Below are 12,836 nucleotides of genomic sequence, written 5' to 3'. Positions count from 1 at the left end.
GAGTGCGGGCTGCACGGGGTCAGGTCTCGCTGAAGCGGCGGACGAGTTCCTGTTCCAGGCTGGCGGCATCGCCGGCCCGGCGCAGGGCGGCAATGGTATCCGGCTGCGACAGTCCGCGGGCGAGTTGGGCCAGCAGGTCGAGGTGGTCGCTGGTGGCGGCCTCCGGGACCAGCAGGGCGATCAGGATATCGACCGGCTCGTGATCCATGGCGTCGAAATCGACGCCCTTTTCCAGGCGCAGCACGGCCACGCGCGGTGCCTCGAGGTCGGCCAGTCGGCCATGGGGAATCGCGACCCCATGGCCGAGTCCGGTGGAGCCCAGCTTTTCGCGCGCGGACAGGGCCTCGAAGATCGCGGTACTCCCCGGTCCGCCGGCGTCACCGCTGCCGGCGAGGAGATCCGCCAGGGCCTCCAGGGCACGCTTCTGGCTGGAGCATTCGGCCTCCAGCCCGATGCGCTCGGCAGTGATCAGCTCGGCAATGGTCATGGATCAGGAGGCCTGCTCGCGGTTGCGCTGGGCGCCTTCGGCCCGGTGATGGTCCTTGACCTTTTCCTTGTGCTTGATCAGCTGGCGGTCGACCTTGTCGATCAGGGCATCGATCGCGGCGTACATGTCCTCGTGGGAGGCCTCGGCATGGATGTGGTTGCCGCTGACCTGGAGGTTTGCCTCGGCCATGTTGTGCTGGTTCTGGGTCTTCTCGTGAGTCAGCACGACGTGGACGTCGATGACCTTGTCGAAGTGGCGCTCCAGCTTCGCGAACTTCTCGTTGACGTAGTCGCGCAGGGCGTCGGTGATGTCCACGTGGTGGCCGGTCAGGTTGATCTGCATGGTCAGGACTCCTTGGTCACTTGTTGCCGGTAGGCATCGAGGCCATCTGCCGGCGTTCGCTGGATGAAGGGATGTGCATCGCCTCGCGGTACTTGGCCACGGTGCGACGTGCTACGTTGATGCCCCGGTCCGCCAGTACCTGGGCGAGCCGGGCATCGCTGAGCGGCTTGTTCGCGGGTTCGTCGTCGATCAATTCGCGAATCATGGCACGGATGGCGGTGGCGGAACACTCGCCGCCGTCGTTGGTGCCGACGTGGCTGGAAAAGAAATACTTGAACTCGAAAACCCCGCGCGGGGTGTGCATGTATTTCTGGGTGGTCACCCGGGAGATGGTCGATTCGTGCATCTCCAGGATCTCGGCGATGTCCCGCAGGATCAGTGGCTGCATGGCGACCTCGCCGTGTTCCAGGAAGCCCTGCTGGCGATGGACAATGGCCTCGGCGACCCGCAGCAGGGTGTCGTTACGGCTGTGCAGGCTTTTCAGGAACCAGCGCGCCTCCTGCAGCTGGTCGCGCATGAAGGCGCTGTCTCGGGCATCCGAGACCTGCCGCACCATGCCGGCGTACAGATCGTTGATGCGGATGCGCGGCGCGATCTCCGGGTTCAGCTCCACGCGCCAGCCATCACGGGTATGGCGTACGTAGACATCCGGGACCACGTATTCCGAGGTGGCGGTGCTGATCTGCGCGCCGGGGCGCGGATTCAGGGTGCGGATCAGGTCAAGGGCGCGCGCCAGTTCGTCCGGGTCGCGTACCCCGGACTGGCGTTGCAGGGCCTTGTAGTCGCGCTTGCCCAGGCTGTCCATGCCGTGTTCCAGGATTGCCCGGGCGGCGTCGCGCGCAGGGGCGTCCGGGGCCAGCTCGCGTAGCTGGATCTCCAGGCATTCCTGCAGATTGCGGGCGCCTACGCCCAGCGGGTCGCATTGCTGGATCCAGTGCAGCACCGCTTCGACCTCGTCCACGCCCACCGGCTCGTCCTCGCCGCGGCTGATGGTCTCGGCCAGGGCCTCGAGGTCGCCCTCGAGATAGCCGTCGGGGCTGATGGCGTCGATCAGGGCCGCCCCGATGCGCTGGTCGCGTGGCGTCAGGTGGCTCAGGTGCAGCTGCCACAGCAGATGATCCTGCAGGCCCTCGCCGTCGTCGTCGCTGGTGTTCTCCAGCGGGTCGCGGTCGTCCACGCCCTTGGGGGCGGGGGCCGGTTCGTAGATGTCGTCCCAGCGGCTGTCGGTGGTCAGTTCCTCGGGGATGACGTCATCGCTGGTGGTGGTGGCCTCCATGCGATCGCCTTCCACCAGCTCGCCGTCCTGGTTCAGGCGCTCGTTGTCGGCCTCGGCTTCTTCGTCCTCGACCTGCTCCAGCATGGGGTTGCTCTCCAGCGCTTGCTGGATTTCCACCTGGAGTTCGAGCGTGGACAGCTGCAACAGGCGGATCGCCTGCTGCAGTTGCGGGGTCATGGTGAGCGTCTGACCCAGCTGCAGATTCAGGCCGGGTTTCAGCATCGGGTATGCGGGTCGAGGGTGACCATGAGTGCGATCTTAAATCCTGCCTCGTGTCTTGTGCACCGGCACGAACGGCTTTCGCGTCGGTGTCACAGGCGGAAGTTCTCGCCGAGATAGACCCGGCGCACCTGGGGATCGGCCAGCAGTTCGTCGGGTGTCCCGGCGGCCAGAAGGCGTCCCTCGCTCAGAATATAGGCCCTGTGGCAGATCCCGAGGGTCTCGCGCACGTTGTGATCGGAGATCAGCACGCCGATCCCGCGCTGAGCGAGGTGCCGGATCACGTCCTGGATATCGCCCACCGAGATCGGGTCCACCCCGGCGAAGGGTTCGTCCAGGCAGATGAACTGCGGGTCTCCGGCCAGTGCGCGCGCGATCTCGGCGCGGCGGCGTTCGCCCCCGGACAGCGCGATGCCCGGGCTGTGGCGAACGGTCTCCAGCTGAAACTCCTCGATCAGTGCATCACCAATGCGGCGGCGTTCGTGGCGATCCAGCCCCGGGCGCAGCTCGAGGACCGCCTGCAGGTTGTCCCACACACTGAGGCGGCGAAAGATCGAGGCCTCCTGCGGCAGGTAGCCCAGGCCGGCCCGGGCGCGCACGTGAATGGGGGCGCGGGTGATGTCGCGCTCGCCCAGGGTGATGCGCCCGGCGTTGGGGCGGATCAGCCCGACCAGGCTGTAGAAACAGGTGGTCTTGCCCGCACCGTTCGGACCCAGCAGGCCGACCACCTCGCCGGGCGCGAGGTCGACGTCCACCTGGTCGAGCACCGTGCGCTGGCCGTAGCGCTTGGTCAGTTCGCGCCCGATCAGGCGGTCGCGCGCCTCCACTGGTGCCGCAGCCGGGCTGGGGGCGGTTGCGTTCATTCGTTGTCGCGCGGCTGGATGGTGATGCGCACGCGTTCACTGTCGCCCTCGCCGCGCTCGGCCTCGATCACGTCGGTGGTCAGGTCGTAGGTGATGCGCTTGCCGCGCGCCTCCTCGCGGGCGGTGATCACATGGGCCTGGTCGGTGAGGATCATGCGGTCCTCGTTCAGCAGGTAGTCGATGCGCAGCGCGGTGGCGATGCGCATCTCCCCGGTTTCCGGATCGGGGGACTCCAGGCGCGCCGGCTCGCCATGGGCCTCCATCTCGTAGGGGCGGCGATCGCGGGTACGCACATAGACGGTGTCCGCCTCCAGGGTCATGTCGCCGCGGATCACGATCACGTCACCGGTGTAGGTCCCCAGGCCCTGGCGCTCGTCCATCTCCGCATGGTCGGCGGTGATCTCCACCGGCAGCGCGGGGCCCGACCCCTGCTGGGCCATCGCCGGTGCGGCCAGCAAGGCGAGCAGCAGGATGGCCGCCGCAAGCAGGCTCGGGAGGCGGCGGCTATTCGGAATCGGGATCATGCGCGGGGTCCTCCTCGCTCGTCTCGCTGTAGAGCGAGTACACGTCGTGGAACAGCTCTATGGTATCCGCTCCCGAGTCGACGCGCAGGCCGGTGCCGCGCTGGAACAGGCCTGGCTGGTTCAGGGTGGAGAGGGCCTCCGAGGTAGCGACCATGGTGTCGGTGGCGATACGCACGTCCCGGGAGTCAATGACCGTCTGGACCCGTTCGCCGCGGGCCGGCTGCACGCCGCGCGTGGGGCCGACCGTGTCCAGTCGTTCCGAGGCGGGGCGGTGCAGGGCGGCCGGTGCGGTCCAGTGCCACTCGATGCCTCCCTCGGCGAACAGCTCCAGGTGCGGATTGTCGACCCATTGGGGACCGTCGCGGCCGAATTCGCGCAGACGGCTCCCGCGCATGCGGTGGCTCAGCTCGCCGTCGTCCCCGGTGGCGTGCAGGGTGAAGCCGTCGATTTGCAGCGTGACCTCGCCCTCGGGCGGGCTCACCTCGGCAGCGCCCTGCGGTGCCGCCATCAGTATGAGCAGGGCAAGGGCCAGGGTCAGTCCGAACCGGCTGTGAATCCGCTGGTTCATCCGTTCAGGTAAGTCTCGAACAGGGCGTCCAGCCGGTCCTGCGCGGCCAGCAGTCCCTCGCAGGCCTCGCGCACGGCGCCGCGTCCACCGTGGGCCTCGGTAACCCACTGGGCATAGCGGCACACCAGCGGGTGGGCGTCCCCGACCGCGATCCCGAGACCCACCCGCTGCATCGCCGGAAGGTCCACGATGTCGTCACCCATGAAGGCCGCCTCGGCGGGGTCGTGACCGGTGCGTTGCAGCAGTTCGTGCAGGGCCGCGCCCTTGTCGCGGCGGCCCTGGATCAGGTGTTCCACGCCCAGGTCGCGCATGCGGTGCTCGACCACGCCGGAGGTGCGCCCGGTCAGGATGGCGATCTCGATGCCGCCGTCCAGCGCCAGGCGGATGCCGTGGCCGTCGCGGCTGTTGAAGGCCTTGTACTGCTCGCCCGCGTCGCCGAGGAACAGGCTGCCGTCGGTCAGCACGCCGTCCACGTCGAGAATCAGCAGGCGGACCGCCTGCTGGCGGGTGCGCAGGGTCGCGGCGTCCAGGTTCATCAGGCTACCCCGGCGCGCAGCAAGTCGTGCATGTTGATGACACCGACCAGGCGGTGGTCGGCGTCCGTGACGGGGAGGGCGTTGATGCGCCGGCTCTCCATGGTCTCAAGCGCCTCCACCGCCAGCCAGTCGGGCTGCGCGGTGTGGCCGCCGGTGGTCATCGCCTCGCCGATGGTCAGGCCGTCCAGGCTATGCCCGGCATCCAGGGTGCGGCGCAGGTCGCCATCGGTGAACACGCCCTGGATGCGGTCGTCGGCGCCGGCCACGATCACCAGCCCGAGGCCCTTGCGGGTGATCTCGAACAGGGCGTCCTTGAGCGGGGCCTCCGGCGTGATGCGCGGGATCGCGTCGCCGGTGTGCATGATGTCGGCGACATGCACCAGCAGCCGCCGGCCCAGCCGGCCGCCAGGGTGCGAGCGGGCGAAGTCGTTGGCGGTAAAGCCGCGTGCGTCCAGCACCGCGATCGCCAGCGCGTCGCCCATCGCCAGCGCCGCGGTGGTGCTGGAGGTGGGGGCCAGGCCCAGCGGGCAGGCCTCGCGCTCGACGCTGACGTCCAGGTGCACGGTGGCATCCGCGCCCAGCCGCGAACCAGGGTTGCCGGTCATCGCGATCAGCGGCACGCCGAGGCGCCGGATCAGCGGCAGGATGGTGATGATTTCGTCGGTCTCGCCGGAGTTCGACAGCGCGATCACCACGTCCTCGCGGGTGATCATGCCCAGGTCGCCGTGGCTGGCCTCGCCCGGGTGCACGAAGAAGGCCGGGGTGCCGGTGGAGGCCAGGGTCGCGGCCAGCTTGCTGCCGATGTGCCCGGACTTCCCCATGCCGGTGACGATCACGCGACCCTTGCACTCAAGGATGCAGCGGCAGGCCTCGAGAAAGCTGTCGTCGATGCGCCGGGCGAGGTTGCGCACGGCCTCGGCTTCGTCGTTGAGGACGGCCAGGGCCAGGTTGCGGGTGGTTTCGGGGTTGAAGTTCATGCAGTTGCCGTAATTCCCAAATAGACAAGGTAGCTTGCGAAGGCGACGAGGAGAAGGGCGCCCTGCCAGCGCAGGATCTGCCCGCGGCGGCCCAGCGCGATCAGGAACAGGGCCACCGTCAATGCCAGCATCACCGGATAGTCGCGTGCGAGCACGTCCGCGTCGATTGCCAGCGGCGCGATCAGGGCCGGAACCGCCAGTACCGCCAGCAGGTTGAACAGGTTGGAGCCGACCACGTTCCCGATCGCCAGCCCGGCCTCGCGCCGGAAGGCGGCCACTACCGAAGTCGCGAGCTCCGGCAGACTGGTGCCCACCGCGACGATGGTCAGGCCGATGACCAGATCGCTGACCCCCAGTTGTTCGGCGATTTCCATCGCGCCCCAGACCAGGGCCTGGCTGCTGGCCAGCAGGAGCAGCAGCCCGAGCACCAGCCAGGCGATCGCGGGACCGAGGCGATCGCTGTCCGGGATGGTCTCCACCATGCCGCGCACGACTTCGGGGGCATCCTCGCCCGAGGCCTGTTGCGCGCGGCGGGCGGTCAACGCCATCCAGGCGGTGAATGCGGTCAGTCCCGCGAGCAGGGCGATGCCCTCCATCCGGCCCAGCTCGCCGCCGACCAGCAGGAGCAGCACGCCGAAGCTGACCAGCAACAGGATCGGCAGTTCGCGGCGAACCATGCCGCGGCCGATCGCCAGCGGTGCGACCACCGCGGCGGCTCCCAGCACCAGTGCGATGTTAGCGATGTTCGAGCCGATCGCGTTGCCCACGGCCATGCCCGGGTTGCCCTGCAGGCTCGCGAGGACCGAGACCACGAGCTCCGGGGCCGAAGTGCCGAAGGCAACAATGGTCAGGCCGATGACCAGCGGGCTCACGCCGACTCCGCGGGCAAACGCGGAGGCGCCGAACACGAAGCGGTCGGCACTCCAGGTCAGCAGGATCAGGCCGACGATGACGGCGGCGATGGGTAGGGCCATGGGGCAGACGGGTCCCGAACGGTCAGGCCGCGATTGTAGCGGATTGGGGCACTGTGTCAGTGGCGCAGGCGCTCCAGGCACGCGGCGGTGCTGACCCGCGGGGTCCAGCCGAGCTGCTCGCGGGCGCGGGTGCAGTCCAGCACCAGCGGGCCGTCCAGCCCGCGCACCCACCCGGGGTCGCCCGCGCGGGCGCTCAGGCGCCAGGCCAGCGGGTGCAGGGCGCGGATCAGCCCCAGGGGGACCGGCACCCCCCAGCGCCGCCGGTGGCGTGCCATGGCCCGCAGTGACCAGGCGGGTTCGGCCCCCAGATTGAAGGTGCCCTGTGTGCGGGTGGTCACGCTGCGGGCGATCGCCGCCGCGGCATCGTCCTCCCACAGGATCTGCACCGGTTGCTCGCCCCCGGCGGGATAGAAACGTCCGCGGGCGATCTGCAGCAGCAGCGGGTGCGCATGCGGCCCGACGATCGCGGGTGGGCGCAGGATGGTCACGCGGCATTCGGGGTGCTCGCGGACGAGGGCGCGCAGGGCCTGCTCCACGGCCACCTTGTCCTCTGCATAGGGGAAGCGCGGCCGGGTCGGGTGGTCTTCGGTCAGGGGCTGCGGGCTGTCCGGCCAGGGGCCGTAGACCGCGGCGCTGGACAGGAACACGAGGTGGCGCACGCCGGCGGCGATTGCGGTTCGGAAGACCTGATCACTGAGTGCGACATTCTGCTGCCGGACCCAGGCACGGTCGTGGCGCTGGCCGTGTCCCCCCATCAACTGGAAGGCGAGGTGCACCAGGGTGTCGACCCCGGCCAGATCCTCCGGCCGGAGCCGCGTCAGGTCGCCCACACGGGCCTCGCAGACGGCGGCGCCCCCCGGCGGGGGGAGTGCCGGCGGGGTCCGGTCCAGCGCGAGGATGCGGGGAATCGCCGGCTCGCGCGCCAGGGCGGGCAGCAGGGCCTGCCCCACGCACCCGGCGGCGCCGGTCACGGCGATATGCATGGGGTCCGTGCTGCCCTCAGGTCGCGCTGCGGGCAACGGCTGGAGCGGGATCGGCGAACGCGGGCATGACCTCCTCCGCGAAGCAGTCCATGGACTCCTCGGCCAGGGCATGCGGGACGGCGCCGGCACCGAAGGCGAGCAGGACCTGGTCGACCCCCGCCTCGCGCAGCCCCTCGATCCGCTCGCGACACTCGGCGGGCGTGCCGACCAGCGTCATGCCCAGCATGTCGAGGATCTTCAGGTTGATCCCGGCCTTGACCAGGTGACGGAAGCGGCCCAGCGAACGGTAGTAGTCGTAGCCCTCGATCAGGCGTTCCAGCACCGGCAGGGTCTGCTGGAACATGTGGCGATAGAACCACTCGAACGCGGGCTTGGCCTCGCGCCGGGCGCGCTTGCCATCCGGCAGGCACAGTACCCCGAGGGTCATCCCGACGCGCGGCGGGTGGGCGATATCGGTGCGCGAGGCGTCCCAGGCCTCGTGGTACAGGCGGATGTCTTCGCGGATCATCTGCCAGGGCTTGAACGGTCCGGCCAACGCGCCGATCCCCTGTTCCGCCGCCCAGGTGAAGGACTCCGGGCTGACCGCGGCGGTCCAGATCGGCGGGTGCGGGGCCTGCACCGGGCGCGGCATCACGGGCACGTCGTCCAGGTGATGGAACGGGCCGTCCTGGGTGATGCGGCCGGTCGCGAAGGCCTGGCGCAGCGCGTCCAGCCCGGCATCGACCCGCGCGCGGGACTCGCTCATCTCGGCCCCGAATGTGGCATATTCGCGCGGCGAGAAGCCGCGTCCGATGCCGAGGTCCAGCCGACCGCCGGAGAGCTGGTCCAGCATGCCGACCCGCTGGGCCACCCGCAGCGGGTGGTGGTAGGGCAGGGGCACTACGCCGAGCCCCAGGCGCAGGTGCTCGGTGCGCTGGCTGGCGGCGGCCAGGACCAGGTCCGGCGCGGTGGAGTGCGAGAACTCCGGCATCAGGTGGTGTTCCACCAGCCAGGCGGTGCCGAAGCCCAGGCGGTCGGCCCGCTCCCACAGGCGCAGGGTGTTCTCCAGCACCTCCGATTCGGAGGTCTGCAGGAAGTCGGGCACCGAGAGTTCATGGAACAGGTCGAAGCGCATGCCGCAACTGTGCCGCGCGCACGGGGGCGATACAAGCAGACCGCGCGAGGATACGGTTACAACGTGGTGACGGCCGGGCGGTGACGGCACGGAAGGAGAGACATGACGAACGATCAGGAAGCGCTGGCGCTGCAGGCCGCCGGAGTCGCGGGCCCCGGCGAGGACTGGTGGGAAGGCTTCTTCCCGGAGGATCTGCCGCGCGAGTGGCAACTCGAGTATTACACCCACTATCACAGCCGCCTGCTGCTGCCCGCCGCGCTGTGGCTGGAGACCTCGGCCCCCGCGTTCGGCGACTGGGACGAGGCCGTCGCCCCCGCGCTGCGGCTGACGCTCGAGTGGCCGGCGGAGGTTACGCCCGAGTCGGGGGCCGCGCGGGCGCTCGCGCTTGCCGAGGCCGCGGGCCCCTGTCTGCAGGCAGTGGCGCCGGGGCCGATGACGGCGGCGCAGGTCTCGGCAATCCGGGAGGCGCTCGAGGCGGCCGGCCTGGCGCGACTGATGGCCTATGGACCCGGTGAGCCACATACGATCACCCACGCCGAGGCGGCTTTGTTTTATCCGGCCCCGACGGGATCGACGACCGTGGGTGGAGCCTGGCAGATCACCCCCGAGCCGGGCCTGGGCGCGCCGGGCTGGCGTGCGCTGGTGGAGGCCCTGGGTGCGGCCGGCGGAAGCGGCGAGACTCCGGTCTTCCTGCGGGCCCGCCCGGACCGTCTGTCGGACTTTCGGACCATCGCCCAGCTACTGGGAATGGGATGAGCATCTCCCCGTGGGTTTGACGGTCCACCGGCCGGCGGCCAGACTTCCGGGTTCCTTAATGGCGAGGAGCGCGCGTGGCTGACCCGGCAGTGGCAGACAGTCCGCATATCGTGATCGAGAACCTGCGTTTCCGGCGCGGGCGCAAGGTGGTCTTCGACGACTTGTCGATGCGTATCCCGCGCGGGCAGGTGACGACCGTGATGGGCCCCAGCGGCAGCGGCAAGACGACCCTGCTGCGCCTGATCGGCGGACAGCTGCGCCCGGACGCGGGGCGCATCTGGGTGGATGGCCAGGAGGTGGCGAAGCTCTCCACCCGCCGCCTGTACGCCCTGCGCAAGCGCATGGGCATGCTGTTCCAGAGCGGCGCGCTGCTGACCGACCTTTCCGTATTCGAGAACGTCGCCTTCCCGCTGCGCGAGCACACCGATCTGCCGGAGGATGTGCTGCACGCACTGGTGCTGCTGAAGCTGGAGGCGGTGGGTCTGCGCGCGGCGCGCGAGCTGGACCCGGCCTCGCTGTCCGGGGGCATGGCCCGGCGCGTCGCCCTGGCGCGGGCCATCGCGCTGGACCCGGACCTGATCCTCTACGACGAACCGTTCACCGGGCTTGATCCGATCACCATGGGCCAGATCGTCAGCCTGATTCGCCAGACCAACGAGAGCCTGGGGCTCACCAGCGTGCTGGTCTCGCACGATGTGGCGGAGGCCATGGCGATCTCCGACCATGTGGTGCTGATCGCCAATGGCCGAGTGGTGGATGCCGGGCCGCCGGACGAGCTGGAGGCGCGCGCCTCCGACTGGAGCGCGCAGTTCCTGCAGGGCCGCCCGGACGGGCCGGTGCCGTTCCACTATCCGGGCGCGTCCTATCGCGACGACCTGCTGGGACAGGGGGAGCGCCGCGATGACTGACGCGATTGCCTCGCTGGGCCGGACCACGATCAACGCCCTGGTGGTGTTCGGTCGCGCCTTCGTCTTCCTGATGCGGGTGCTGGCGAGCCTCGATATCGTCATCCGTCGGTTCGGCCTGACACTCGCCCAGGTGTATTCGGTGGGCGTGCGCTCGCTGCTGATCATCATCGTGTCGGGGCTGTTCGTCGGCATGGTGCTCGGGTACCAGGGCTACATCACGCTGGTGAACTTCGGCGCGGCCGAGGCCCTGGGCGGGGTGGTGGCGCTGTCGCTGGTGCGCGAGTTGGGTCCGGTGGTTACCGCGCTGCTGTTCGCCGGCCGCGCCGGCTCGGCGCTGACCGCAGAGCTGGGCCTGATGAAGACCACGGAGCAGCTCTCGGCGATGGAGATGATGGCGGTGAATCCGTACCGCCGGATCTTCGCGCCACGCTTTGTCGCCGGATTCCTCTCCATGCCGCTGCTGGCGGCGATCTTCAGCGCCGTGGGGGTGATGGGGGGCTACCTCGTCGGGGTGGGGCTGCTGGGCGTGGACAGCGGCGCCTACTTCTCGCAGATGCAGTCGGTGACCGACTGGAACGAGGATGTGCTGTCCGGCGTGATCAAGAGCATCGTGTTCGGCTTCGTGGTGACCTGGATCGCGGTGTTCCAGGGCTTCAACGCGCAGCCGACCTCCGAGGGCATCTCGCGCGCGACCACGCAAACGGTGGTGGTCGCGTCGCTGGCGGTGCTGGGCCTCGATTTCATCCTGACCGGGCTGATGTTCGGCGCGGGCTGACCAACCAGTATTTCCCTAGGGTGGCAATATGAAGGTACGTTTCTTCGAACTGGCAGTGGGTGTCTTCGTACTGCTGGGCATCGGGGCGCTGTTCTACCTGGCGGTCCAGGTCAGCAACGTGACCGACTACCACGACCGCGACACCTACACGGTGACCGGCTACTTCGACAACATCGGCGGGCTCAAGACCCGGGCCCCGGTCACGGTCTCGGGTGTGCGCATCGGCCGGGTCGCGGATATCCGCTACGATCCGGAGCGCTTCCGCGCCGAGGTGACCCTCGCCATCCGCTCGGAGCACGACTATCTGCCGATGGATACGCAGGCGGCTATCCATACCGCGGGGCTGCTGGGCGAGCAGTACATCGCCCTGGAGCCGGGCGGCGACTACGAAACCCTGCAGGACGGCGACGAGCTGATGTTTACCCAGTCGGCCCTGGTGCTGGAGAACCTCATTGGTCGTTTCATGACCAACATGGGTAGTGACTGATTCGCCCAAACCCGGAGCAAGAGACATGACACGGTTGCGTGACTATATGTGGAGCCTGCCGCTGGGGCTGATGGTCCTGCTGCTGGCGGCGCCGGCCCAGGCCGACAATCCCGCCGAGATCATCCAGCAGTCCATCGACGCGGTGTACAAGGAGCTGCGCGCCAACGAGTCGCGTGCGCAGGAGGATCCGGACTTCGTGATCGGTGTCATCGAGGACAAGATCCTGCCGGGCGTGGACGTCAACGGCATGGCCCGGCTGGTCCTGGCGCGCCACTGGCGGGATGCCAGCAGCGAGCAGCAAAGCCGGTTCACCGAAGCCTTCAAGAACACGCTGCTGCAGGCCTACGGGGTGCAACTGGCCGACCATCTGGACAAGGATGTGCGCGTGATCGAGCGCCGCTCGCGCCAGGACGAGCGCATGGCGGTGGTGGCCACCGAGGTGGTGATGGGATCCGGCCAGTCGAACATCCAGGTGAACTACCGGCTGCGCCCGGTGAACGGCGAATGGAAGGTCTTCGATGTCGAGGCCGAGGGGCTCAGCTTCGTGGGCAACTTCCGCACCCGCTTCAACGAGGAGATCAACCGCGACGGTCTGGACGCCCTGATCGAGCGCCTGGAAGACGGGGACGAGAGTCTGGTCGAGGACGCGGTGGGCGATGCCATCCAGGACAACGGGGCCGGCAACCCGTGAGCGATGCACAGATCCGGGCCGATGACGGTGGCCTGGTCGTCAGCGGGCCGCTGACCTTCGCCACCGTCTCCGGGCTGGAGGCCCGGGCGTGCGGGCTGATGGCGCACCTGCCGGAGCATGCGCGGGTGGATCTGTCCCGGGCCGGACGCATCGACAGCGCCGGCGTGGCCTTCCTCGTCATCCTCTGGCGCCGGGCGCGGGAGCAGGGCCGCACGCTGGTCTTCGAACCCCTGCCGGACGGGCTCCGGCCGCTGCTGGGGCTGTATGACCTGGAGGCGATCATCACCGACTCCGCGGCCCGATCCGTGGCCTGACCCGGGCGAACGGGCGAGTGCCGCGCGGATTCGTTATCATGG

At 69.2% G+C, this 12,836-nt stretch carries 17 protein-coding genes; 6 read left to right on the top strand and 11 right to left on the bottom strand.

The features are described from left to right. Positions 1-19 precede the first annotated feature (19 nt). The 11 genes from F572_RS0108610 to F572_RS0108560 form a co-directional block, all read right to left on the bottom strand. Positions 20-487 carry a PTS sugar transporter subunit IIA gene (locus F572_RS0108610; RefSeq protein WP_017942725.1) on the bottom strand — a complete coding sequence of 156 codons (468 nt, stop codon included), beginning with the start codon at positions 485-487 and terminating at the stop codon, positions 20-22. Between the two features lie 3 nt (positions 488-490). Further along, on the bottom strand, positions 491-829 hold the full coding sequence (gene hpf, locus F572_RS0108605; protein ID WP_017942726.1) for a ribosome hibernation-promoting factor, HPF/YfiA family: 339 nt from the start codon (positions 827-829) through the stop codon (positions 491-493). 16 nt (positions 830-845) lie between these two features. Further along, the gene (locus F572_RS0108600; RefSeq protein ID WP_017942727.1) at positions 846-2,327 is read right to left on the bottom strand and encodes an RNA polymerase factor sigma-54; all 1,482 of its coding nucleotides are present in this window, start codon (positions 2,325-2,327) and stop codon (positions 846-848) included. A gap of 89 nt (positions 2,328-2,416) precedes the next feature. Then, positions 2,417-3,187 carry an LPS export ABC transporter ATP-binding protein gene (gene lptB, locus F572_RS0108595; protein ID WP_026143121.1) on the bottom strand — a complete coding sequence of 257 codons (771 nt, stop codon included), beginning with the start codon at positions 3,185-3,187 and terminating at the stop codon, positions 2,417-2,419. After that, positions 3,184-3,711 (bottom strand): lipopolysaccharide transport periplasmic protein LptA, encoded by a 528-nt coding sequence (gene lptA / locus F572_RS0108590; RefSeq protein ID WP_017942729.1) that lies wholly within the window; start codon positions 3,709-3,711, stop codon positions 3,184-3,186. Before lptA ends, lptB begins: the two co-directional genes overlap by 4 nt. Continuing rightward, positions 3,692-4,231, bottom strand: coding sequence for an LPS export ABC transporter periplasmic protein LptC (gene lptC, locus F572_RS0108585; RefSeq protein ID WP_026143122.1), 540 nt, complete (start codon positions 4,229-4,231; stop codon positions 3,692-3,694). The genes lptA and lptC overlap by 20 nt, the downstream gene beginning before the upstream one ends. A 44-nt stretch (positions 4,232-4,275) precedes the next feature. After that, positions 4,276-4,815, bottom strand: coding sequence for an HAD family hydrolase (locus tag F572_RS0108580; RefSeq protein ID WP_017942731.1), 540 nt, complete (start codon positions 4,813-4,815; stop codon positions 4,276-4,278). Then, positions 4,815-5,792 (bottom strand): KpsF/GutQ family sugar-phosphate isomerase, encoded by a 978-nt coding sequence (locus tag F572_RS0108575; RefSeq protein WP_017942732.1) that lies wholly within the window; start codon positions 5,790-5,792, stop codon positions 4,815-4,817. Before F572_RS0108575 ends, F572_RS0108580 begins: the two co-directional genes overlap by 1 nt. Further along, positions 5,789-6,766 (bottom strand): calcium/sodium antiporter, encoded by a 978-nt coding sequence (locus F572_RS0108570; protein WP_017942733.1) that lies wholly within the window; start codon positions 6,764-6,766, stop codon positions 5,789-5,791. The genes F572_RS0108575 and F572_RS0108570 overlap by 4 nt, the downstream gene beginning before the upstream one ends. A 56-nt stretch (positions 6,767-6,822) precedes the next feature. Further along, positions 6,823-7,749, bottom strand: a complete 927-nt coding sequence (locus tag F572_RS0108565; RefSeq protein WP_017942734.1) for an NAD-dependent epimerase/dehydratase family protein — start codon at positions 7,747-7,749, stop codon at positions 6,823-6,825. Positions 7,750-7,765: 16 nt separating this feature from the next. Further along, positions 7,766-8,863, bottom strand: coding sequence for an LLM class flavin-dependent oxidoreductase (locus tag F572_RS0108560; RefSeq protein ID WP_017942735.1), 1,098 nt, complete (start codon positions 8,861-8,863; stop codon positions 7,766-7,768). Positions 8,864-8,965: 102 nt separating this feature from the next. Between F572_RS0108560 and F572_RS0108555 the strand changes: the two genes are divergently transcribed. The 6 genes from F572_RS0108555 to F572_RS0108530 all read left to right on the top strand — a co-directional run bounded on the left by F572_RS0108555 (position 8,966) and on the right by F572_RS0108530 (position 12,794). Then, positions 8,966-9,619, top strand: a complete 654-nt coding sequence (locus F572_RS0108555) for a hypothetical protein (protein WP_017942736.1) — start codon at positions 8,966-8,968, stop codon at positions 9,617-9,619. A 74-nt stretch (positions 9,620-9,693) separates the two neighbouring features. Continuing rightward, entirely contained in the window at positions 9,694-10,527 is an 834-nt protein-coding gene (locus F572_RS0108550) for an ABC transporter ATP-binding protein (protein WP_026143123.1), read from the top strand. Further along, a complete protein-coding gene (gene mlaE, locus F572_RS0108545) occupies positions 10,520-11,302 on the top strand; it encodes a lipid asymmetry maintenance ABC transporter permease subunit MlaE (protein WP_017942738.1) in 783 nt (260 codons plus the stop codon). The genes F572_RS0108550 and mlaE overlap by 8 nt, the downstream gene beginning before the upstream one ends. A gap of 28 nt (positions 11,303-11,330) precedes the next feature. Beyond that, entirely contained in the window at positions 11,331-11,789 is a 459-nt protein-coding gene (gene mlaD, locus F572_RS0108540) for an outer membrane lipid asymmetry maintenance protein MlaD (RefSeq protein WP_017942739.1), read from the top strand. Positions 11,790-11,835: 46 nt separating this feature from the next. Then, positions 11,836-12,480 (top strand): ABC transporter substrate-binding protein, encoded by a 645-nt coding sequence (locus tag F572_RS0108535; RefSeq protein ID WP_017942740.1) that lies wholly within the window; start codon positions 11,836-11,838, stop codon positions 12,478-12,480. Continuing rightward, the gene (locus F572_RS0108530) at positions 12,477-12,794 is read left to right on the top strand and encodes a lipid asymmetry maintenance protein MlaB (protein WP_017942741.1); all 318 of its coding nucleotides are present in this window, start codon (positions 12,477-12,479) and stop codon (positions 12,792-12,794) included. Before F572_RS0108535 ends, F572_RS0108530 begins: the two co-directional genes overlap by 4 nt. Positions 12,795-12,836 lie beyond the last annotated feature (42 nt).

Source organism: Thioalkalivibrio sp. ALE14, assembly GCF_000376845.1.
In the GTDB taxonomy this organism is placed as follows: domain Bacteria; phylum Pseudomonadota; class Gammaproteobacteria; order Ectothiorhodospirales; family Ectothiorhodospiraceae; genus Thioalkalivibrio.
Note: the sequence above shows the minus strand (reverse complement) of the source record. Positions and strands in the feature narration are given on the sequence as shown.

Bases quoted from the DNA above. Each gene is read 5' to 3' on its own strand.
- F572_RS0108610 (WP_017942725.1), bottom strand. From the start codon at position 487: ATGACCATTGCCGAGCTGATCACTGCCGAGCGCATCGGGCTGGAGGCC.
- hpf (WP_017942726.1), bottom strand. From the start codon at position 829: ATGCAGATCAACCTGACCGGCCACCACGTGGACATCACCGACGCCCTG.
- F572_RS0108600 (WP_017942727.1), bottom strand. From the start codon at position 2,327: ATGCTGAAACCCGGCCTGAATCTGCAGCTGGGTCAGACGCTCACCATG.
- lptB (WP_026143121.1), bottom strand. From the start codon at position 3,187: ATGAACGCAACCGCCCCCAGCCCGGCTGCGGCACCAGTGGAGGCGCGC.
- lptA (WP_017942729.1), bottom strand. From the start codon at position 3,711: ATGATCCCGATTCCGAATAGCCGCCGCCTCCCGAGCCTGCTTGCGGCG.
- F572_RS0108580 (WP_017942731.1), bottom strand. From the start codon at position 4,815: ATGAACCTGGACGCCGCGACCCTGCGCACCCGCCAGCAGGCGGTCCGC.
- F572_RS0108575 (WP_017942732.1), bottom strand. From the start codon at position 5,792: ATGAACTTCAACCCCGAAACCACCCGCAACCTGGCCCTGGCCGTCCTC.
- F572_RS0108570 (WP_017942733.1), bottom strand. From the start codon at position 6,766: ATGGCCCTACCCATCGCCGCCGTCATCGTCGGCCTGATCCTGCTGACC.
- F572_RS0108565 (WP_017942734.1), bottom strand. From the start codon at position 7,749: ATGCATATCGCCGTGACCGGCGCCGCCGGGTGCGTGGGGCAGGCCCTG.
- F572_RS0108560 (WP_017942735.1), bottom strand. From the start codon at position 8,863: ATGCGCTTCGACCTGTTCCATGAACTCTCGGTGCCCGACTTCCTGCAG.
- F572_RS0108555 (WP_017942736.1), top strand. From the start codon at position 8,966: ATGACGAACGATCAGGAAGCGCTGGCGCTGCAGGCCGCCGGAGTCGCG.
- mlaE (WP_017942738.1), top strand. From the start codon at position 10,520: ATGACTGACGCGATTGCCTCGCTGGGCCGGACCACGATCAACGCCCTG.
- mlaD (WP_017942739.1), top strand. From the start codon at position 11,331: ATGAAGGTACGTTTCTTCGAACTGGCAGTGGGTGTCTTCGTACTGCTG.
- F572_RS0108535 (WP_017942740.1), top strand. From the start codon at position 11,836: ATGTGGAGCCTGCCGCTGGGGCTGATGGTCCTGCTGCTGGCGGCGCCG.